The organism is Patiriisocius sp. 208BN25-11 (genome assembly GCF_058147145.1).
The window spans coordinates 20,445-42,769 of the sequence record NZ_JBYVJY010000016.1; the positions used below are offsets into that span (position 1 = coordinate 20,445).

General features: G+C 35.1%; 16 protein-coding genes. 7 read left to right on the forward strand and 9 right to left on the reverse strand.

Annotated features, from left to right (window positions below):
- Positions 1–47 precede the first annotated feature (47 nt).
- Positions 48–1,013, reverse strand: a complete 966-nt coding sequence (locus tag ACY2RS_RS14420; protein ID WP_490099369.1) for a sodium-dependent bicarbonate transport family permease — start codon at positions 1,011–1,013, stop codon at positions 48–50.
- Position 1,014: 1 nt separating this feature from the next.
- A complete protein-coding gene (locus ACY2RS_RS14425) occupies positions 1,015–1,257 on the reverse strand; it encodes a hypothetical protein (protein ID WP_490099370.1) in 243 nt (80 codons plus the stop codon).
- 92 nt (positions 1,258–1,349) lie between these two features.
- Between ACY2RS_RS14425 and ACY2RS_RS14430 the strand changes: the two genes are divergently transcribed.
- Both ACY2RS_RS14430 and ACY2RS_RS14435 read left to right on the forward strand, forming a co-directional pair.
- On the forward strand, positions 1,350–2,294 hold the full coding sequence (locus ACY2RS_RS14430) for a LysR substrate-binding domain-containing protein (RefSeq protein WP_490099371.1): 945 nt from the start codon (positions 1,350–1,352) through the stop codon (positions 2,292–2,294).
- A 123-nt stretch (positions 2,295–2,417) separates the two neighbouring features.
- Positions 2,418–2,648, forward strand: a complete 231-nt coding sequence (locus tag ACY2RS_RS14435) for a hypothetical protein (RefSeq protein WP_490099372.1) — start codon at positions 2,418–2,420, stop codon at positions 2,646–2,648.
- Between the two features lie 67 nt (positions 2,649–2,715).
- Here ACY2RS_RS14435 and ACY2RS_RS14440 read toward each other — a convergent pair whose 3' ends face one another.
- The 5 genes from ACY2RS_RS14440 to ACY2RS_RS14460 all read right to left on the reverse strand — a co-directional run bounded on the left by ACY2RS_RS14440 (position 2,716) and on the right by ACY2RS_RS14460 (position 6,957).
- The gene (locus ACY2RS_RS14440) at positions 2,716–3,342 is read right to left on the reverse strand and encodes a carbonic anhydrase family protein (RefSeq protein WP_490099373.1); all 627 of its coding nucleotides are present in this window, start codon (positions 3,340–3,342) and stop codon (positions 2,716–2,718) included.
- Between the two features lie 5 nt (positions 3,343–3,347).
- Positions 3,348–4,196 (reverse strand): universal stress protein, encoded by an 849-nt coding sequence (locus ACY2RS_RS14445; RefSeq protein WP_490099374.1) that lies wholly within the window; start codon positions 4,194–4,196, stop codon positions 3,348–3,350.
- A gap of 16 nt (positions 4,197–4,212) precedes the next feature.
- A complete protein-coding gene (locus ACY2RS_RS14450) occupies positions 4,213–5,793 on the reverse strand; it encodes a SulP family inorganic anion transporter (RefSeq protein ID WP_490099403.1) in 1,581 nt (526 codons plus the stop codon).
- 127 nt (positions 5,794–5,920) lie between these two features.
- Positions 5,921–6,256 carry a hypothetical protein gene (locus ACY2RS_RS14455; protein ID WP_490099375.1) on the reverse strand — a complete coding sequence of 112 codons (336 nt, stop codon included), beginning with the start codon at positions 6,254–6,256 and terminating at the stop codon, positions 5,921–5,923.
- Positions 6,253–6,957: a TetR/AcrR family transcriptional regulator gene (locus ACY2RS_RS14460; RefSeq protein ID WP_490099376.1), complete on the reverse strand. Its 705-nt coding sequence runs from the start codon at positions 6,955–6,957 to the stop codon at positions 6,253–6,255. Before ACY2RS_RS14460 ends, ACY2RS_RS14455 begins: the two co-directional genes overlap by 4 nt.
- A 126-nt stretch (positions 6,958–7,083) precedes the next feature.
- Between ACY2RS_RS14460 and ACY2RS_RS14465 the strand changes: the two genes are divergently transcribed.
- Positions 7,084–7,920 (forward strand): alpha/beta hydrolase, encoded by an 837-nt coding sequence (locus ACY2RS_RS14465; protein ID WP_490099377.1) that lies wholly within the window; start codon positions 7,084–7,086, stop codon positions 7,918–7,920.
- A gap of 56 nt (positions 7,921–7,976) precedes the next feature.
- Here ACY2RS_RS14465 and ACY2RS_RS14470 read toward each other — a convergent pair whose 3' ends face one another.
- Positions 7,977–10,157 carry a T9SS type A sorting domain-containing protein gene (locus ACY2RS_RS14470; RefSeq protein WP_490099378.1) on the reverse strand — a complete coding sequence of 727 codons (2,181 nt, stop codon included), beginning with the start codon at positions 10,155–10,157 and terminating at the stop codon, positions 7,977–7,979.
- 149 nt (positions 10,158–10,306) lie between these two features.
- Complete coding sequence (locus ACY2RS_RS14475) at positions 10,307–12,520, reverse strand: T9SS type A sorting domain-containing protein (protein ID WP_490099379.1); 2,214 nt, start codon at positions 12,518–12,520, stop codon at positions 10,307–10,309.
- Positions 12,521–12,812: 292 nt separating this feature from the next.
- On the opposite strand from ACY2RS_RS14475, the gene purL reads away from it, so the two are divergent.
- The 4 genes from purL to ACY2RS_RS14495 all read left to right on the forward strand — a co-directional run bounded on the left by purL (position 12,813) and on the right by ACY2RS_RS14495 (position 22,202).
- Complete coding sequence (purL, locus tag ACY2RS_RS14480) at positions 12,813–16,475, forward strand: phosphoribosylformylglycinamidine synthase (RefSeq protein WP_490099380.1); 3,663 nt, start codon at positions 12,813–12,815, stop codon at positions 16,473–16,475.
- A gap of 104 nt (positions 16,476–16,579) precedes the next feature.
- A complete protein-coding gene (locus ACY2RS_RS14485) occupies positions 16,580–18,979 on the forward strand; it encodes a M14 family metallopeptidase (RefSeq protein ID WP_490099381.1) in 2,400 nt (799 codons plus the stop codon).
- A gap of 142 nt (positions 18,980–19,121) precedes the next feature.
- Complete coding sequence (locus ACY2RS_RS14490; RefSeq protein WP_490099382.1) at positions 19,122–20,903, forward strand: AMP-dependent synthetase/ligase; 1,782 nt, start codon at positions 19,122–19,124, stop codon at positions 20,901–20,903.
- A 120-nt stretch (positions 20,904–21,023) separates the two neighbouring features.
- Positions 21,024–22,202, forward strand: a complete 1,179-nt coding sequence (locus ACY2RS_RS14495; RefSeq protein WP_490099383.1) for a hypothetical protein — start codon at positions 21,024–21,026, stop codon at positions 22,200–22,202.
- Positions 22,203–22,325 lie beyond the last annotated feature (123 nt).

Consider the following 22,325-nt stretch of genomic DNA (forward strand, 5'->3'; position numbering starts at 1 on the left):
AATTATTTAATTTTATTTATATATCTTATACTAATCATAATTTATTTTTATACAAATTTAATCAAGTAAAGATATAAAGGCATACCAAGAGTGATATTAAAAGGAAATGTGATAGCCAAGGCCATAGGAATATATAAACTTGGACTAGCCTTGGGCGCAGCTAATTTCATAGCCGCAGGTACAGCTATATAAGAAGCACTCGCAGCGAGAATTGCAAATAGCAACCTATCCCCTACCTCAGAAATAAAAAACCCAGTTAAAAAGGAAACTAAGGTTCCATTAAAAATTGGGATTAATATTGCAAACAGAAATGCAAAGCGCCCTTTCTTAAGAAATTCAGACAACTTCTTTCCACTAGTTACCCCCATATCAAGGAGAAAGACCGCCAAGAAACCCTTGAAGATATCAGTAGTAAAAGGTTTGATGCCATCTGCTTGGGCTTCACTTGCAAAAAACCCTATTAAAAGGCTACCAATAATCAACAATACACTTCCGTTTGTTAGTGCGTGATGTAAAACTTTTTTGGGAGCTATTCGTTCGTCTTTTTTCTTCCTACTAAAAAGTGTAATTAACAACAATCCAACCATAATTGATGGCGCCTCCATCAAAGCCATTACAGCCACCATGTGTCCGCTAAATGCAATTTGCTCCAACTCAAGAAAAGAAATTGTAGTTACAAACGTTACAGCACTTACAGAGCCATACGCCGCAGCTATTGCTCCCGAATTCTCTACATTAAATTTTCGTCTCAAGATAAAATAAGTAAAAACAGGCACAACGACCGCAAGCAATATTCCAAAGAGCAATGACCAAACAATTTCAACAGAAAACTCACTGTGAGAAAGTTCTTGACCGCCTTTAAAACCAATTGAAAGCAACAAATAAAATGAAATGAATTTTGAAGAGTTTTCTGGAATACACAAATCACTTTTTAACCGAACTGCTATGATTCCTAAGAAAAAAAACAATAAAGCTGGGTTTGTCAAATTATCGAACAATAAATGCAAATCCATGTTATCTATTTTCAGTGTTTTGAATTACATTTAAAACACACAACAGCAAAACAATAATTGAACCCGTAATTAATTCACCAAAAAACAATGAATTATTTTGTAGCGATAGAAAAATAAAAAAAGTAAACACACTTACAATCGCAAGTATTTTTATTAGTTTTAAATAATCGACACTCTTAGCTTTTTCGCTCCAAAATAAAACAATCCCTTTTCGTGCTTTTTTTTGTTGATGTAATTGAATCATGATTTTATATTTTGATTTATTTTTAGCAAAGATGAAAACTTTTATTTATATATTTTTATTTATATTTATTATCTAAATCATAAAAAATAATAATGAACTATACATTGCACCAACTAGAAATATTCCATAAAATAGCCACTCTAAAGAGTGTTACTAAAGCTTCAGAGGAGTTATTCTTAACACAACCAGCCGTTTCAATTCAATTAAAAAAATTTCAAGAACAATTTACTATTCCTCTTTTTGAAATTGTAGGCAGGCGCTTATTTATCACAGAATTTGGTGAGGAAATAGCACTTGCTGCAGAAAAAATACTCAATGAAGTATCGGCAATTAACTACAAAGCATTATCATTTCAGGGAGAAATTTCAGGAAAGTTAAAAATTGCCATTGTATCTACTGCAAAATATGTAATGCCTTATTTTTTATCAGATTTTTTAAAAGAACACACAGGAGTAGATCTTGCTATGGATGTCACAAATAAAGCAGAAGTAATGCGCTCATTAGAAAACAATGAAGTAGACTTTGCTATGGTTTCTACCATCCCTAAAAACGCAAAAATTAATCGAATAGAATTAATGGAAAACAAACTATTCTTTGTGGGTGGTAAAAATTTCAAACAGACTGGAAAAAACATTTCAACAAAGACCATAGAGCAACTCCCGCTTATTTACAGGGAACAGGGTTCTGCCACAAGAAATGCTATGGAACGTTTCATATCCTCTCGCAAAATATCTACCTATAAACACATGGAATTAAAATCTAATGAAGCGCTTAAACAAGCAATAGTAGCAGGAATAGGATATTCGGTAATGCCACTAATTGGAATAAAAAATGAACTCAAAAACAAAGACCTGCAAATTATACCCGTAAAAGGTCTTCCCATAACAACAAATTGGAATCTTATTTGGCTTAACTCAAAAAATCTAACAAATGTCGCTAAGGAATTTATCAACCATATTAACGAAAATAAAGAAGCAATAATGAAAGCTCATTATAAATGGTTTTCAAAGTACGAAGAAACTGCATCGATGTTTTAGTGAATGTTAGGGCAATTCTAAAAAAATATGCTAATATTGCCGCTTAAAGAAAATAAAATGCGTTGTAAAAATTTGCAGCACTTATTTTGTTTAATTAGATTTACGAAGGATTAAACGTATTATATGAAAGATATACTCGCACAAGCAAAAGTTTTTGAAGATGCAAAAATGAGCCATATGTCTACAAGTGATAAAGTTACTGCGTCACGTGAAGCAAAAAGACTCATCCTTGCCATTAACGAACTATATAAAGAAACTCAGGATAGCGATTTAATGGATCTTATGAAAAGACTTACCGTTAAAAAGAAAAAAATAGAGAAAAGATTGGGAGGATTGCCTACCGATTTAACATAGGCAATACTATAAAATAAAAAAACCGCTTCTGTTTAAAAGCGGTTTTTTTATGATGTGGAACTAGGTATTATAAAAATTCAACCTGTCCATTTTCGATGTGATACATCGCCCCTACTACTTTAATTTCTCCATTATCTTCCATCTCTTTTAGGACAGGGCTGTTTGCACGAAGATTATCGATAGTCATGTGTACGTTTTTAACAGCTACACTGTTTACAAAATCAATATTTTTTGAGGTACGCATGCTTTCATCTGCTGGTTCTGTAACAGCAGCAACTGCTGGCTCAATTTTTTGAATCAAACTAGTTAAGTTCCCTAATCTTGCGTGATCACAAGCTCCTTTTACGGCACCACAAGCGGTATGCCCTAAGATTACAATGACCTTAGTACCTGCTAATTTAGAAGCAAACTCCATACTTCCTAGAATATCTTCATTTACGAAGTTTCCAGCAATTCTAATGCTAAACAAGTCACCAATTCCTTGGTCAAAAACCAATTCTGCAGATACTCTTGAGTCGATACAGTGAAGTACTGTTGCAAATGGAAATTGCCCTTTGCTAGTATCTGCCACTTGTTCTAATAAATCTCTAGAAACCTGTTTATTATTTACAAATCTTGTGTTTCCATCTTTTAGTGCTTGTAAAGCAGTATTTGGTGTCATAGCTGCTTGCGTTTCTTTTGTATGTGCTTTCATGTGTATTAATTTACGTTAGTATTTAAAACAAGTACAGGGACGTTTGTCTTTTCTACTGTACTGGTTAACAAGTTGTTTAATTTTCTTTTAGATGATTCGTTTTTTTGGTTGCTTTTGCTGACACACAGAAAAGCTAGATCATTTTTTGATATAAAATTAACCATTTCTGAGAAATTATTTTTTTCATCAAATTCATAAACAATTGTATTCATTCCCAGCTCCATGGATGATGCCTTTGACACACTACTGTTGTGATTATCTATAGCATTATTTACAAAAGTTTTAAATATTTTGAGAGGCTTTTTGTAATGTCGTTTCAATTCGTTTACAAATGCTATATTCTCTGTACCAACTATAGAATTTACAAAGCCTATAGATTTGTTTTCTGTAGAAGCAGCTCTTTGTCCTTTATCTGATATAAAAACACTACCTTTATAAGAATTTAGGATTTCTTTGGTAATTTTATCACCAATAAGACCTCCCACTTTTTTCTTACGCTTTCCTAAAACAATAATGGCTGGATTTGTTTTTTCAATATGATTTTTAATTTCATTTTTAACATTTCCGATGGTAAAATTGCTAACCACAGGAAGTGCTACCTCTTTTTTAATTTTAACAACCATATCTTTTAACGCCATTTCTTGATGATAACGTTTTTCGTTTATTGACCTCATTGTAGTAATTTGATTTTCATTTTTTACCACATTTATTGGCGGTTCTACCTGAAGTATATCAATACTTGCATGAATCAATTTTGCAAAATGCATTGCATCTTCAATAACTTGGGAGGAATTATTAGGTTTATCTATGAGTACTAACAACTTACTTTTTGATATTTCTGAATGTGTTTTCATATCATGTTATTAGTTATTATATTGTTTTTGGACGCAGTTTAAAAAACTGAATAAAACTTTCTGGGTTTTCTACAACTCCTCTTTCAGAAACAAGCTGAATGTCAATATTTCTATTTTTAGCTTTTTCTGAAAAATCATCAAGTATTTCAATGATGTCGTTGTCTAAAAATCTAGTTTTCCTTACGTCTAACTCTAAATAAGAATCTGTTGGTAAGCTATCTAATTCTTTAAGAATAGCTCCTTTATTGAAAAAAGTAACTTCTTCGGCAAGGGTCATTTTAATTTTGTGCTTTCCGTTACTCTTATCTTCTATATGTAAGAAGTGCGAATTTTGATAACTCTTAATTAAAATCACCACAATACCTACAGCGAGTCCTAATCCGATTCCAATTAATAAATCGGTAAATACAATCCCAAGTACCGTTACTAAAAACGGAACAAATTGTTTCCAACCTAATTGGTACATTTTCTTAAACAACGCCGGTTTTGCCAACTTATATCCTACAATTAATAAAACCGCAGCTAATACAGATAGTGGTATCTTATTAAGTAAAGTAGGTATTGCAACTACAGATATTAATAAAAAGAAACCGTGTATGATAGCAGACATCTTTGTCTTTCCACCAGATTGGATATTAGCAGAACTTCTTACAATTACTTGTGTAATAGGTAAACCACCAATCATACCAGAGACAATATTTCCTGCACCTTGAGCAAGTAATTCTTTGTTCGTAGGTGTTACCCTTTTTTGTGGGTCCAATTTATCAGTAGCCTCAACACACAAAAGTGTTTCTAAACTTGCAACAAGCGCTATAGTAAATGCCGTAATCCAAATAGCGGGATTTAATATTTCAGAAAAATTAGGTGTACTAAATTGTCCTAAAAACATATCAAAACTATTGGGTACTGGCACGCTTACAAGGTGTTCTTCTGAAATACTAAGGGTTTCACTGTCTTGCGTAAAAACAAAATAAAGGATTCCAATTACAACTGCTACTAAAGGTCCCTGAATTAGATTAAATATTTTTCCTTTTTTTGAAAGAACATTACTCCACAACAATAAAATCAAGAGTGATACTATGGCAATAATAGTTGGTCCTAAACTAATATGATTAATTGCATTAATAATTTCTGAGAACGTATTTTCGCCATCTACTTGAAAAAAAGCGAAATCTCCTTCAGGGTCTGCATCGTAACCAAAGAAATGTGGAATCTGTTTTAGAATAATAATAATTCCTATTCCTGTAAGCATTCCTTTAATTACTGAAGAAGGGAAATAATAGCCAATAATACCTGCTTTTAAAAAGCCAAATACCATTTGAATAATTCCTCCGAGAACTACGGCCAATAAAAAGTTTTCGAAACCTCCTAAGGTACCAATTGCAGTAAGAACAATCGCTGCCAGTCCAGCCGCTGGACCACTCACACCAATTTGTGAACCACTTAATGCTCCAACTAAAATTCCTCCTACAATTCCAGCAATAAGACCAGAGAACAAAGGAGCCCCACTGGCTAAGGCAATTCCCAAACAAAGAGGTAATGCCACAAAAAAGACAACAATACTTGCGGGTATATCGTTTTTTAAACTTTTAAACATATTTGATTTTTCCATATTTGTATGTATTTGCAAGACAAATTATTGTATCATGCATTGTATTTAATTAAAATAAGATATTAGTGCGTAATAACTTTTAAAAATCTTAAGAATTCGCATCAAAGAGATATTACAGGATTGTTTCTGGAGGTGGTGCATTTATTTCTAAATTAATGTCACCAAAAAAAGAAAACAATAAAGAATTCATTTTTGGTTTCTTTTTTAGAGAAACTCCAAAAATTGGAACTTTTACTTGAGTAATCATTTTTTCTTCTTCAGAAAATTCATTTTCTTGCTTATTCTCTTCTTCTGTTTCTACTTCTTTATCAACATCTAAAACTTCTACAGAAACTCCTTCAAGTTCATTCAGCAACTGCAATACCGGTTGCAACAAAAAAAGCGCAATTACAAGAGAAAAAACGAGCAATGCACGGTAACAAAAAATATGTCGATGTGATATTTTCATGTAGTTTTTATCGTTTGTAAGACCAAATCTGTATAAAATTGAACCACAATATCTTCTTCTATTGTGGTATCGGTAAGCGATGGTAAATGCTCCGAAAAATATCGTTGTTGATGCGCTCCTTCAATAACAGTAGAAACAAGCATGTGCGGGTATCCATAAGAAGGGTTTACTTGCAACACCATGTCACTTACTCTTTGCACAACGGCTTTGTAAGCCCTAAAATATCCCTTTGCGTTTTCTTCATCGATCTCTTTTGTATGGTACGCTTTTGAAGACTCAGCAATGATGATATTTTGCAATAAGATTTCGTTGATATATGAGAAAGAATTATCCTCTGTCACTTTACCAGTAATAATGGCAATGGCTTTAACTAAGCGCTGTTCAGGTTCGTTTATATTATTTGTTTTAAAAACGATTCTGTAAGAAACCCAACTCCAATACCAACATATTAGATACACCAACAACATGTGTTTGCTTTCAAAGTACCTGTAGACTGAACTCTCATTAGAACCAATAGCACTTCCAAGTTTCTTAAATGTAAAACACTCGAAACCCATATCTTCCATCATAACGATACTTTCAGACACAATTTTTTTACCAAGCTCAGAAGATTCTGGGTTCTTGGTGTAAAAATGATCGTCAATTTGTATGTTAATTGGAAGTTGGTTCATTTCTAACAAATATAATAGTATTACTATCATATAAAATAAGTATTCCTATTATTAATAAAAGTTTAACTAATTAAGGTGAATTTAAGGCTAGTATTAACAAATTCTTAAGCAATGCTGTTAAAGAGATTATTTACATTGTTTGGAAAATATAATGCTATGAAACATATACTTATTGCATCATTTACGGTTTTATTTTTAACGAGTTGTGCTACTACAAAACACAAAAACATAGCATATCTACCCAATCAGTTAGTAACAGAAAAAAGCAATCCGAAACTTAATATTTTTACCCCAGAGAATAAACCTGAAACAAAAATGCCTGTGATTATTTTTGCTCACGGAGGAAATTGGAATAGAGGCAATAAAGACACCTACGGTTTTTATGGCAAGGATCTTAGAAATAGAAACATAGTACTAGTGGTACCAGAATACACCTTGAGTCCTGAAGTTACTTATGATCATCAAGCAAAACAAATTGCAGCCACCATTGCATGGGTACAAAACAATATTGAAGCCTATGGTGGTGATCCAAATAGTATTTTTATGAATGGCCATTCTGCAGGAGGACATCTAGCAGCTTTAAGTGTTATGAACCCTAAATACGGAGTAGATCAAAACAGTATTTCTGGTATTATTTTAAATGATGCAGCTGGATTAGATATAGCTTGGTATAATACTACATATCCTCCAAAAAAAGGAGGTTTTTACGATTACCAGAGCACTTGGACCAATGACCCTGAGGTATGGAAAGATGCTTCTCCGATCAATCATATTTCAGAAGAAAATCCACCCTTCTTAATATATCAAGGTACGAGAACCATAAAGTCTATTAAAAAAACAAACGCAGATTTTGTTGCCAAAGTAAAAGAAGTACAGCCAGATGTACAATTTATCAAACTCAAAAAAGGACATTTTGGAATGATGTTACAATTTATCTGGGGAGGTCAAAAAGTACTAGACCAAATGGAAGCATTTATAAAAGAAAATCGATAAAAAAATCACCAAGCAAAAAATTTACTTGGTGATTTTATATGATGTAAGGAGTTTACTTATTTTACTAATATCTTTTTAGATATTTTTCCACTGTCTGCCAATACCTCAACGACATATACACCGCTAGCATGACTTCCCATGTTCACTTTGGCCTTATATCCATTTGAGTTGTAAATTAACTTACCTGAATCAATTTTTTGACCTGTTAGGCTATAAACAGCGTATGACAAATCATCAAAAGAAGCATTTGTTGCTAAGTTAATTTCATAGGTTTTATCGAGAACAGGATAGATTAACAGACTTCTTTCAAAATTAGAAAAAGAGTTTACATCTAATATTTCCTCTTGAAAATAATTAAAGTTAAATTCATCATTATCAGTATAGGTGTCTGTTGTTAATAATGATCTAGCCGAAACATTAATTGGTGCGTTTTCTGCAGCCATATCGATGTTAACAGAAAATTCATGAGTACCATATTCTCCTGGAGCTAAAGTCCCGTTATAAACATCAGTAACAATTAAAGCTCCATCTACTCTTAGTTCAATTTCAAAATCTGATTGACTATTATCTCCAAAATTCGCAACCAATGCTGTGATTGTCTCATCATTTGTAAATGGACCTTCATACAGTGGGGATTCAAAACCATAAACAGCTACATCATCCTCTTCAGTATCTCCTAATGTAAATGAAGCAATACGCGTTCTCCAAAATCCGTTTTGAACTCCCATATATTCTGCTGTATACCAAAATGTTCTATTATCAATATCCATGGTCATTTGCGCATAATCACCAAATCGATTAAAAGAGCCTACGCCGCCAGGACCATCTATAATAGTGGTTTCTGCTACATTAATAGTTCCTAAATCAGAATCATCAACGATTCGTCCTGCATAGCGCATTCCTGGGAATACTGTTGAACTAACAACATTATATCCTAAACCAAAATTTCCGTCTTTATCAATACTCATACTTCCCATAAATCTGTTTACATCATCTGGAAGTGTATAAGTTCCTTCTTGAAAAACTGTAAATGGACCAGTACCTTGATTTCTTAACTCAACCCATCGTATTCCACCTACACCATCAACCTCAACGTTAAAATTAACAAGTAACGAGTTGAAATCGTCATAACTCCTATAGTTAGCCATATATGACATAACTCCAGTAATTCCATCAATTTTTTGATTGGTACCTGGTTGTTCAAAATCACCAGAACCAAATGGCGCTATAAAAGAGTCAAAATCTGCAATAGGAATAACTTGAGGAGAAGATATTGAACTCCCTCCTTCAAAATTTACGTCTATTGACCATACTTTTAAGTGGTCAAAAGTAATCCCACCAACATTAGGCCAACTATCATCTTGAAGATAAACAACATATGCAGGAGCATCTTCTGGGGCAACACGTCCTAATAAATTTGCTGTTTGAGGTGCAAAAACTGTATTGTTATTTCGAATTGCTCCATTCAAAGAAAATCCTACTAACGAAGGGTCTTCACCACCTCTTAACATGGTTTCTCTATCAAAAGCATAGGTAGTTTGTCCTCCTTTATTGGCTGTTAAATAATACGCATCAGGCCATACCGCATAGTGCGGATAATCAGGAAATTGTCCTAATGGGTAATTATAGACATAATAGGTACCCGTTGGATCTGCTGTTGTAGATACTCCTATGGTTACAGAATTATTAGCTGTGCGGAATTGACTAACAAAATAACGATCTGCTAGTTGATCATACATAACAATAGGATCTCCTTGTCCAGGCAAACCTAAAAACCCACTTAAGTTTGTAGGTCCAACAAGAGAATTTCCTTGTTTATCAAATATTCGAATTGCAATATTTACCGCAGTAACATAATGATCTGGCCCTACTGCTCCAGTAGGATCTGGAACTCCAGCACCACCAGTTTGAGAAATATTAATTCCATCAAAATTTTGCTCTAAATTTTCAACATCAAACTTTGGAGGTGTAGTTTGCTTTACTGCGTCAAAACCATCTGGTGATCCGGTTGATGGATTTTCTGTTTCAGTACCAGTTACATCTAACCTTCTTAAATCAACGAAAGTTAAATCGTCTAATGAACCTGAAAAAGATTCAATTAAAGGTGCATCTCTTAGGGCGATGGTCTCCCCCATAAAAGTTCCCTGAGCAATAACAACTGGCGGGTTTTCTTGAGCTGTTGCAAATATGGTGGAACATAACAACAGTAATAATGTAGTTTTCTTTATAGATTTCATAGGTATTTATTTAATTTATTACAATATACATCTACTATTTTTCAATAAATAATTTAATACCTCATATTTATCTCACAAATAATAAAAGATTAACATAAAAAAACCTCGACACAAAACGTATCGAGGTTTTAAGTTTGTATTATGAAATTTTATTTAAACACAACAACTCTTTTTGTTGCATTAAATTCTCCATTTGTTAGTTTCACATAATAAACACCAACTGCCTGAGCATTGAAATCTAGAGTGGCTTTATGTTCTAATCCAGAGCTGTTCATTTGACCTTTCATCACTTCTTGACCTAAGGTATTAAACACTCCGTACGTAAGAGCACCAAAATCTCTTGTAGTTGCAAAGTTTACATCATACAACTTAGAGCCTTTACTAATAATAGAGAAATCTCCACTATTAAATTCTTGATCGTTTACAGATAAGGTCGTGTTGTTAATTGTTTTTGTAAATGAATCGTTTGGATTATTAGCATCTGTTGTTAGTAATGTACGCGCCTCAATCTCATAAGATTGCTGTGGTGTAGATAAATCTACAGTAGCGTTAAATGTATAAGTGGCCTCAGATAATGGCTCTACCGTACCAGTAAATGTTTCTGTGTCAATTAGAACACCATCAACACGCAATGCAATATCAAAATTACTTTGTGGATCTGTACCGAAATTAAAAATCTTCACAGTAACGGTTTCATTTGCCGTTAAATCATCTCCACTATTAGGCTCATCAAAATTGAAAACTCCTATGTCTTCTGCAAGACCATTATTTAAAGTAAAAGATGCAATACGCGTTCTCCATTGGTTTGTGCCAGCAAAGTATTGTGTAGTATGCCAAAATGTTACACCATCAGGATCAATAGTTAATTGTGCATAATCACCAAATCTGTTTGTATTTGTTTGTCTTGCTGTACCATCCCAGATTGTACCCTCTGGAAATGTCATAACACCAAGTTCATCACCATCATAACGCCCTGTATACTTGATACTTGTAAAGGTGTCATCACTACTCAAGTTGTAAGCCAAACCAATATTACCATCTACATCCATAGCAGAACTACTCATGTATCTGCTTTCCCCATCTTCTGGAGCAAATGTTCCTTCTTGGAACAATGTCCAATCTGTAGGATTTGCATCAGTATTGCGTAATTCTATCCAACGAATACCACCTCGGGCAGCACCTCCCAAATCTTCATTAAAAGTAATCACCCATGAATTATGATTTGCAAAGCTTCTATAATTAGCTCCGTAACTAACAACTCCAGATGCACCATCTAGACGTTGGTTTGTATTTGGTTGTCTGAAATCTCCTTGACCAAAAGCAAAGAAACGAGAGTCAAATGGTTGTGTTGGTATTTCTTGAGGCTGACTTACCGTTGAATTACCAGGATTTGCAAAATCTGTTTCAATAGACCAAACTTTTAAATGATCAAAAGTTACCCCATTCCATAAATCATCTTGGAGATATACAATATAGGCAGGACTTGTAGGGTCACTATCATCACCAATTATATTTGCAGGTAATGGATTGGTTACTGTAAATGGATTTCTAATTAATTGAGGCAAATTATACTCAATGATTGTAGGATTTGGATCTCCATTTAGCATCGCTTGTCTATCAAATGCATAGGTTACATTTCCACTTTTGTTAGCAGTCATATAGTATCCATCATGCCAAATTGAGTAGTGAGGGTAGTCTGGAAACGAATTAAGGGTGTATTCATACACATTATAAGAACCTGTTGGGTCGTTTGTAGCAGATACACCAATAATTAAATCATTAATTCCAAAACCTGGAGTTCCTGGAATTGGACTCCCTTGAAACTGGCTTACAAAATAACGATCGGCCAATTGATCATACATAACAATAGGGTCTCCATTGTTATTTCCGTTTCCGAGAAAAGTTCCTAATAAGGTTGGTCCTGCAAGTAAACCACCTGTTTTATCAAAAATCTTTACAACTACATTTACTGCATGTACATAATGGTTGGGGCCTACTGCACCAGTTGGATCTGGCGGAATCGCCTGTCCTTCTTGTATAGAAGCACCTTCAAAATTTTGTAATACAGTAAGTGGATCTCTTGTTCCTTGTTCACTTTGGTATCCAGGATGCTGACCATCTAGGGGCAAAGCATTTGGACTTTCAACAGCGTTAGGGTCTGAAGGGTCAAATTTTTGTTTAACCTCTCTTGCATGTTCAAATCCTTCTATTTCCATTTCAGAAATAGTAGGCATGTCACGCAGAGGGATGGTTGTCCCAATAAATGTTCCTTGGCCAATTGATGCCGGTCCTTCTGTTTGCTGTGCAAATGAATTACATGAAAACAAAACAGCAAAAGTCATTAGTAAATTTCTTAATTTCATAGTGTTTGTTTTAAGTTTAATTGATAGCTATGCAAGATACGCCTAAAAGCTTTTTTTTTGAAATTGAAATAAAGTTTTTAATACAATCTTAACATGAATTGTGATGCAATATAGTGCAAGCTTTTACGATAACCTTACAAAACTACTCACAATAATCTCACATCTCCCAGAACTCCTTGCCACAGTGTTAAAAAGTTTCTCATAAACTCGGTTGAAACTATAGATATCGAACACTGTATTTAAGAAAAAAAACTACCTTTGTGGTTTCAATAACCATTCAAAAATTTTCAGAATGATTCACTTTTTTGGAGACGTAAAAAACATCGTTTTTGCTGTCCAGACAACCTCAGAAATTTCAGAAGAAAGCATCCAAAAACTGCAATGGCTTTTTGGCAACGCACCTAAGATAAATCAGTCCGCAATTGCGGATTTTTTTATTGGCCCACGTGCTGCAATGATAACACCTTGGAGTACCAATGCTGTTGAAATCACACAAAACATGGGAGTTCAAGGAATTGTTCGAATTGAAGAATTTATAAATGCTTCTGAAATTTTAGGTGACGTTGACCCTATGCTGTCACAAAAATTTTCGGAACTAAACCAAGACATTTTTGATATTTCAATTACTCCAGAAAACATAAAAGATATTGAGGATATTGCAGCCTATAATGCCACTGAAGGCTTGGCGCTAAATGAAGAAGAAATTCAATATCTGGACAATCTTGCTATCAAACTAGGAAGAAAATTAACCGACTCTGAAGTATTTGGCTTTAGCCAGGCAAATAGCGAACATTGTCGCCACAAAATATTTAATGGAACCTTTATAATTGATGGCGAAGAAATGCCTTCTTCCCTATTCAAACTCATAAAGAAAACATCTCAAGAACACCCTAATGAAATTGTCTCAGCATACAAAGATAATGTTGCTTTTATCAACGGACCAAAAGCAACACAATTCGCTCCTAAAAGTCCAGACAAACCAGACTTTTACCAAGAAAAAGAATTTAATAGTGTCATTTCCTTAAAAGCTGAAACTCATAATTTCCCTACCACCGTAGAACCTTTTAATGGAGCTGCCACTGGAAGTGGAGGAGAAATTAGAGACAGACTTGCAGGAGGAAAAGGATCGCTACCTCTAGCAGGAACAGCAGTATACATGACTTCGTACTCAAGACTCGAAGAAAACCGTCCTTGGGAACAAGCAATGAAAGAAAGAGATTGGCTATACCAAACACCGCTCGACATTCTTATTAAAGCTAGTAACGGAGCCAGTGATTTTGGAAACAAATTTGGACAACCGCTAATTACGGGATCTGTACTCACCTTTGAGCACGAAGAAGAAGCTCGTAAGTTAGGATTCGACAAAGTCATTATGATGGCAGGTGGTATTGGTTACGGAAAAGCCGAACAAGCCCTAAAAGACACCCCTCAAAAAGGAGATCAAATTGTGATACTTGGAGGTGAAAATTACCGAATTGGTATGGGAGGTGCCGCAGTATCTAGTGCCGATACTGGAGAGTTCTCTAGCGGTATCGAATTAAATGCCATTCAGCGTTCTAATCCAGAAATGCAAAAACGTGCAGCCAATGCAGTACGAGGTATGGTTGAAAGCGACAACAACCCTATTGTATCTATTCATGATCATGGAGCCGGTGGTCACCTTAACTGCCTTAGTGAATTGGTAGAAGATACCGGAGGAACCATCAATCTTGATGCCCTTCCTGTTGGCGACCCAACACTATCTGCAAAAGAAATTATTGGAAACGAATCTCAAGAACGTATGGGATTAGTGATTGGTAAAGAAGATATGGACACCTTACAACGCGTTTCAGATAGAGAACGCTCTCCTATGTACCAAGTGGGTGAAGTGACCGATACACATCAATTTACATTTGAGAGCAAAACTACAGGAGAAAAACCTATGGACTTTGCCTTAGAAGATATGTTCGGAAGTTCTCCAAAAACTATTATGACAGACACTACTGTACACAGAAACTACAGTATTTCGAGGTATCATATTTCAGATATAAAAAAATATGCTACACAATTAGTACAACTTGAAGCGGTAGGCTGTAAAGACTGGTTAACAAACAAAGTAGATCGTTGTGTTACAGGAAAAGTTGCAAAACAACAATGTGCTGGTCCCTTGCAATTGCCGCTTAATAATTGCGGTGTTATGGCACTTGACTATCATGGTAAAGAAGGAGTCGCTACAAGTATTGGGCACTCCCCTATATCTGGATTGATAGACCCAGTAGCAGGTTCTAGAAACTCCATAACAGAAGCATTAACCAATATTATTTGGGCACCTCTAGAAAAAGGATTGAAAAGCATCTCATTATCTGCCAACTGGATGTGGCCGTGCAACAATCCAGGAGAAGATGCTAGATTATACAAAGCTGTAGAAGCCATTAGCGATTTTAGTATTGCGCTTGGTATCAATGTCCCAACTGGAAAGGATTCTCTTTCTATGAAACAGAAATACAAAAACGAGGAAGTGATTTCTCCTGGTACTGTTATTATATCTGCTGCTGGACATTGCAACGACATAAAAAAAGTTGTAGAACCTGTATTACAAAAAGATAAAGGAAGTATCTATTATATAAACATAAGCCAAGACGACTTTAAATTAGGTGGTTCTTCTTTTGGGCAAATCATAAACAGTATAGGTACTGAGGCGCCAACTGTAAAAGATGCTAGCTACGTAGCTACTGTTTTTAACACCATTCAAGGCTTAATTTCAAACAACCAAATAGCAGCTGGACATGATGTTTCTTCTGGCGGTTTGATTACTACGTTATTGGAAATGTGCTTTGCCGATATTGAATTAGGAGCTACGCTCGACCTTTCGGTATTAAACGAACAAGACACTGTAAAACTTTTGTTTTCTGAAAACTGTGGCCTAGTGCTACAAGCTACAAATGATAGCACTTTTGAAACATCACTTCAAGCTGCTGGTATTGATTTTGCAAAACTAGGAAACGTTACTAGCGATGAAACACTTTCGGTAAAGAACCATAAAGATGCTGTTTCTTTTGGCATAGCCGAAATGAGAGATGCATGGTACAAGACGTCATATCTATTAGATCAAAAGCAAAGCGGAACAATGGCTACGCCTAGGTTTGAAAACTATAAAAACCAACCACTAGTATTTACATTTCCGAAGCATTTTAACGGAAAAAAACCTGTAATCGATACCTCAAAAAAACGCATTAAAGCTGCAATTATTCGTGAGAAAGGAAGCAACAGTGAACGTGAAATGGCAAATGCCATGTACCTCGCTGGATTTGATGTAAAAGATGTACATATGACAGATTTAATTGAAGGTAGAGAAACGCTGGAAGATATTAAATTTATTGCAGCCGTAGGAGGATTTTCAAATAGTGATGTGCTTGGAAGTGCAAAAGGATGGGCGGGTGCCTTTTTATATAATGAAAAAGCAAATACTGCCTTGAAAAACTTCTTTGCTAAAGAAGACACCTTATCATTAGGGGTTTGTAATGGATGCCAATTGTTTGTGGAATTAGGGCTCTTAACTCCAAATGATGATCAAAAACCAAAAATGCTTCATAACGATAGCGGTAAATTTGAATGTAACTTTACTTCAGTAACAATTCAAGAAAACAATTCGGTGATGCTTTCTAGCTTATCTGGAAGTACCTTAGGAATTTGGGCAGCACACGGTGAAGGTAAATTTTCGTTTCCAAAAGAAGAAAGCCATTATAACATCGTAGGAAAATATGGATATGACGCCTTTCCTGCAAATCCAAATGGAAGTGATTTTAACACCGCCATGATGACCGATGCCACTGGAAGGCATTTGGTAATGATGCCGCACCTAGAACGTTCTACTTTTCCTTGGAATTGGGGACACTACCCTAGCGACACAAATGACGAAGTAAGTCCTTGGTTAGAAGCATTTGTCAACGCAAGGAAATGGTTGGAAGAGAAATAATTTTCTCACTTTTATTTCACATACCATATATTAAGATGTAATCTAGCGTTATATTTGGAGACTACTATGATATACCATCATTGGTATACTCCAAATATATTGCTATGAAAAAGATACTACGTACATTCTTATTACTATGCGTTACACTAACAAGTTTTTCTCAGACTTTTGAAGAAAAATTCCAAAGAGCTAAAATTTATTACTCTGCTTCAGATGACCTAACGCGTCTAGAAAACTTAGGACTTTCTGTAGATCATGGAATTCACAAAAAAGGATATTTTGTAATTTCAGAGTTTTCAACTTCAGAATTAGCTATTGCGCGCAGCAACGGTTTTCAAGTAGAGGTGTTGATCGATGATGCAAAACAATTTTTCTTATCTCAAAATGCGGCAAGAATTCCTGCTAGAAATTTTACCTGTGCAGAAACTGCAGGAGATTATGAAACACCTGTTCATTTTAATGATGATCCAGGATCGATGGGAGGTTATTTTACATATCAAGAGGTGCTAGATGAATTAGACCAAATGAAGGCGCTGTATCCAAACCTTATTACAGCAAAAGCTAATATTAGCAACTTTTTAACCGAAGGACAACCCGACAATTCTGTGAGTCCATCTATTGGTGGTAATGGTATTAAATGGGTGAAAATTAGTGATAACCCAGACAATCAAGAAGCCGAACCGCAAATTTTATATTCTGCAATACATCATGCACGAGAGCCTATGTCATTACACCAATTGATTTTTTACATGTGGTACTTACTAGAAAACTATGAAACAGACGCCGAAGTAAAGGCAATTGTAGACAATAGTGAACTGTATTTTATTCCTGTTTTAAACCCAGATGGATATTTATACAACCAAAAAACAGATCCAAATGGAGGTGGTTTTTGGAGAAAGAACAGAAGAAGTAATGGTAATGGAACGTTTGGCGTAGATAACAATAGAAATTACGAGTATTTTATTAACGGAAATCCTAGTAATGGTATGTGGGGAGGTGATGGCTCTTCTGGAGATTCTTCAAGTGATATTTACAGAGGAACTACTCCTTTTAGTGAAGTTGAAAATCAAGCTATGAAATGGTTTGTCGAGCAACATGATTTTGTAATGGCATTTAACAACCATAGTTTTGGTAATTTGTTATTGCGTCCATTTGGGTATGCAGAAAACACACCATCACCAGAAGAAAATCTTTTTAGAGATTTAGGGGCTGAACTTGTTTCACAAAATGGTTTTAGTAATATTTTATCATCAGAGCTATACGCTGCAGCTGGAGATAGTGATGATTTCATGTATGGAACTGTAGGAACACATGACAAGATATATGCCTATACTCCAGAAATTGGTCCTGCATTTTGGCCTCCTTCAAGTCAGATAGAATCTATCTCTAAAGGGATGATGTATCACAATTTGACCTCCTCAAAAATGATTAGTAATTATGCTTCGGCAAAAGATACTGCACCGCTATATACAGGTACTACTCCTGTAGTTAATGCTACTTTTACCATACAAAGATTGGGATTGTCTGGAAATGGAGATTTCACAGTTACGTTGAATCCAATTTCAGATAACATTACTGCTTCAGGAAATACTGTTTCATTTTCAGGATTAGACTTGCTAGAAACACAAAATGGAACCATCCAATACACGCTAGGAGGTGCGGTTAATAGTGGAGATGTTGTTGCGTATGAACTCATTGTAAACAATGGTGTTTTTGACACCAAAGTATTGGTTTCTAAAATTTTCGGAAACCTTACCCCAGTTTTTGAAGATGATGCGGCATCACTTTCAAACTATACAAATAACGGTTGGGGCACTACTACACAAACATTTGTTTCTTCACCTAGAAGTATTACTGAATCACCAAACGGAAATTATGGGCCAGGAGCAAACAAATCGATTACACTAGATGAGACCATAGACCTTACTGGAGCTGTGGGAGCAAATGTATCTTTTTGGACAAAGTTTGAAATCGAAAATGACTATGACTATGCACAATTCCAAATTTCTATCAATGGAGGTTCAAGTTGGATTCCACAATGCGGATTGTATACAAATGCAGGTAGCTCAAACCAGCCTGAAGGCCAACCACTTTACGATGGTACACAAAATGATTGGGTACTAGAACAAATAGATTTAAGTGATTACGTTGGAGAAACTATTTCTGCTAGATTTATCTTTAGATCGGATAACTTTGTTCAAGGGGATGGATTTTATTTTGACGACCTTACCTTTAGTACCTTAGATGATACTGTTCTAGATGTAGAAGAAATTTCTCAAAATCCATTTGGTTTATATCCAAATCCCGTGAAAGATATCTTACACATCACTACTGCTGTTTCAAATTACGAAACAACGATCTACAACATCCATGGGCAGCTTGTAAAAAGCAATACTGGTTCTGGAAATCAATCGTTAAACTACAGCGATTTAGCATCAGGAATTTATATTCTAAAAATAACTGGAGAGGAAACAACTCAAACATTTAAGATTATTAAAGAATAACGAGATTCCGTATCGTATTTTAAAATGTCACAACACTTTGTCGCTGTGGCATTTTTTTATGACTTCAATTAAAAGATTCAAAACCTAAAAAATCAATATTTTTTCCTATTTTGCATAGCTACAATTAATATGAATTTTGAATATGACTGAAGTAAAAAGACTTTTTGACTTTCCGTATTACCAATTAGAAAAATATCCCCAAGAGGCTTCTTTGGTAAGCAAAGTAAATGGAACATGGGTAAAGACATCTACCCAGGAATATATAGATAAGGCCAATGCAATAAGTAGGGGCTTAATTAAATTAGGTGTAAAGGCAAATGATAAAGTAGCCATCATCTCAATGACTAATAGAACCGAATGGAATATTTGTGATATTGGAATTTTACAAACGGGTGCTCAAGATGTACCCATCTACCCTACTATCTCTGAAGAAGATTATGAATACGTTCTTAATCACTCTGAATCTAGTTATGTATTTGTTTCTTGTAGCGAAGTACTAGAGAAAATAAATAACATTAAAGCTAAAGTACCTTCCTTGAAAGGCGTATACAGCTTTGATAGCATAGGAAGCTGTTCTAATTGGCAAGAAGTACTTGACCTTGGTAACGAAAACCAAGACCTACAAGCAGAAGTACAAAAGCGTATGGATGCAGTTCATGAAGACGACCTAGCTACCCTAATTTACACTTCTGGAACAACTGGAAAACCAAAAGGTGTTATGCTTAGTCATAAAAACATTGCCAGCAATGCAAAACATAGTGAAGGAAGACTACCTATTGAAATGGGAAAATCTAAGTCATTGAGTTTTTTACCAGTATGCCACATTTATGAGCGTATGTTACTTTATATGTACCAATATTGCGGTGTGAGTATTCACTTTGCTGAAAGTTTAGAAACCATTAGTGATAACCTAAAAGAAATACACCCTGAAGTAATGACCGCAGTGCCGCGTTTATTAGAAAAAGTGTACGATAAAATTATTGCCAAAGGAGCTGATTTAACTGGAGTAAAAAAGAAATTATTCTTTTGGGCAGTTGAACTAGGTCTTAAATGGGAACCATATGGTCAAAATGGTTGGCTGTATGAAACAAAATTAAAAGTAGCAAGGAAATTAATTTTCAGTAAATGGCAAGAGGCCCTTGGAGGAAACTTACTTGCTATTGCATCGGGTTCTGCTGCATTACAACCCAGACTCGCAAGGGTATTTAATGCTGCCGGTTGTCCTGTAATGGAAGGGTACGGACTTACAGAAACCTCTCCTGTAGTATCTGTAAACGATATGCGAAATGGAGGTTTTAGAATTGGAACAGTTGGCAAAGTATTACCAGATACAGAAGTTAAAATAGCTGAGGACGGAGAAATATTAGTCAAAGGCCCGCAAGTAATGCAAGGTTACTACAAAGATCCTGAGAAAACGTCCGAAGTTCTTAAAAATGGATATTTCCACACAGGAGATATTGGAGAAGTTGATAGTGATGGGTTTTTAAAAATTACCGATCGTAAAAAATCCATGTTCAAAACAAGTGGTGGTAAGTACGTTGCACCACAACTTATTGAAAACGCTATGAAGCAATCTTCGTTTATTGAGCAAATTCTTGTTGTAGGAGATGGCGAAAAGATGCCAGCTGCCTTAATTCAGCCAAACTGGGAATGGGTTCAAGATTGGAGTGCACGCAAAGAAAAAAATATTTCTTCAGATACTGCAGTAGCATCTCAAGATGAAGTACTCATAAAACGTATTCAAAAAGAAGTAGATAAATACAACGAACGTTTTGGAAAGTGGGAAAAAATTAAAACCTTCCAACTTACACCAGATATTTGGAGTATTGAAGGTGGACAACTTACACCTACTATGAAAGCAAAGCGTAAAGTTATTAAGGAAATGTACAAAGACCTGTATGAGAAGCTCTACGGACGCGCTTAATACACGTACACGTTTGTACAATCAAATCACGCTATTTTCTATAGCGTGATTTTTTTTTGAGTATATGTTAACCTATCAAAAGGTATCACATAAAGAGTAAAATCTTAAAAACTCAAAAAAATGAAAACCTTAGTGAAAAATGCTTTTTTAGCAGCAACCCTAATCTTAGCCTCTTGTAGTAGTGATGATGATACCGATACTGCACCGCTACCTCAAGACCTTGCTCCGTTGATTTTTGAATGTTCTGAAATAAGAGACCTCGCAGCTCAAGGCCACACATTGGTGGATCGCGGTGCCATCGTAGATTACATTATACCCTGCACTATTGCCTTAGATGCACCCTTAATAATCGAACCTGGTGTTACCATAGCCTTTGAAAATGATGCAGGTATCAGTGTACGATCAAATGGATCTATAAATGCTGTGGGCACACAAACACAACCCATTATTTTAACCTCTACAGAAGTAACAGTTGGAGACTGGAAAGGAATATTAATTGACAGCAACAACAATAACAATCGGTTAGAATATGTTACCATTAATTATGCTGGCGGTGGTGCCTTTAACAGTAATGGTGATTTAGGAGCTATTATTGTTTGGGCAGATGCACAAGTAGATATTATAAACTGCACCATTACAAATAGTGAGGACAAAGGAATCAATTTGGCCTACTATGGTGCAGATGTAGTTATAGAGAACACAACTATAACAAATTGCGCAATACCGATTCAAGGCTATTCCGAATATATATCAAATATTTCTGGAGGAAACTACCAAGGAAATGCAACAGATGTCATTAGAATTATTGGACAAGGAAGCAATTCTTCTGGTACTTGGGCCAAATTAAATGTGCCATACAGACTTAATGGAAAAGCGAGCGTAAATAATGTGTCACTAACCATTGCTCCTGGTGTGATTATTGAAATGGAAAATGGCGCTTGGTTTGATGTTGGAGATCAAGATACCTCAACGCTTAAAGCCATTGGTACTCCAACAGAACCTATATTATTTACAGGAGTTGTAAAACAAGCTGGAGCCTGGAAGGGAATTCGATTTGAATTTACAAACTCTGTAGAAAACGAAATCAGTTATGCGACAATTGAATATGCAGGTAGTGGAAGCGACTTTGATGGAGCGGGCATCTATCTTTGGGCGAATCCTACAGTAAATTTAAATAATATCTTACTGAAAGACCTTCCTGGTTGTGGGATTCAAATTGGTACTTCCTCAGGAGCTAGTAACCTTAGTACAAGTAATATAGAATACCAAAATACCGGAGGGACAATTTGTTTTCCATAATAATTAAGAAATAGCCAAATTAAAAAGACCGCAGTAATGTGGTCTTTTTTTTATGCTGAAATTTTAGTACATGAACACAATAATATTTAATTTTATTATTGTTAACCTTTTAGAAAAAAAATA

Coding starts and splice junctions, on each gene's coding strand:
- ACY2RS_RS14430 (WP_490099371.1), top strand. CDS start 1,350: ATGAACTATACATTGCACCAACTAGAAATATTCCATAAAATAGCCACT.
- ACY2RS_RS14425 (WP_490099370.1), bottom strand. CDS start 1,257: ATGATTCAATTACATCAACAAAAAAAAGCACGAAAAGGGATTGTTTTA.
- ACY2RS_RS14455 (WP_490099375.1), bottom strand. CDS start 6,256: ATGAAAATATCACATCGACATATTTTTTGTTACCGTGCATTGCTCGTT.
- ACY2RS_RS14495 (WP_490099383.1), top strand. CDS start 21,024: ATGAAAACCTTAGTGAAAAATGCTTTTTTAGCAGCAACCCTAATCTTA.
- ACY2RS_RS14450 (WP_490099403.1), bottom strand. CDS start 5,793: ATGTTTAAAAGTTTAAAAAACGATATACCCGCAAGTATTGTTGTCTTT.
- ACY2RS_RS14440 (WP_490099373.1), bottom strand. CDS start 3,342: ATGAAAGCACATACAAAAGAAACGCAAGCAGCTATGACACCAAATACT.
- ACY2RS_RS14465 (WP_490099377.1), top strand. CDS start 7,084: ATGAAACATATACTTATTGCATCATTTACGGTTTTATTTTTAACGAGT.
- ACY2RS_RS14460 (WP_490099376.1), bottom strand. CDS start 6,957: ATGATAGTAATACTATTATATTTGTTAGAAATGAACCAACTTCCAATT.
- ACY2RS_RS14470 (WP_490099378.1), bottom strand. CDS start 10,157: ATGAAATCTATAAAGAAAACTACATTATTACTGTTGTTATGTTCCACC.
- ACY2RS_RS14485 (WP_490099381.1), top strand. CDS start 16,580: ATGAAAAAGATACTACGTACATTCTTATTACTATGCGTTACACTAACA.
- ACY2RS_RS14435 (WP_490099372.1), top strand. CDS start 2,418: ATGAAAGATATACTCGCACAAGCAAAAGTTTTTGAAGATGCAAAAATG.
- ACY2RS_RS14445 (WP_490099374.1), bottom strand. CDS start 4,196: ATGAAAACACATTCAGAAATATCAAAAAGTAAGTTGTTAGTACTCATA.
- purL (WP_490099380.1), top strand. CDS start 12,813: ATGATTCACTTTTTTGGAGACGTAAAAAACATCGTTTTTGCTGTCCAG.
- ACY2RS_RS14420 (WP_490099369.1), bottom strand. CDS start 1,013: ATGGATTTGCATTTATTGTTCGATAATTTGACAAACCCAGCTTTATTG.
- ACY2RS_RS14490 (WP_490099382.1), top strand. CDS start 19,122: ATGACTGAAGTAAAAAGACTTTTTGACTTTCCGTATTACCAATTAGAA.
- ACY2RS_RS14475 (WP_490099379.1), bottom strand. CDS start 12,520: ATGAAATTAAGAAATTTACTAATGACTTTTGCTGTTTTGTTTTCATGT.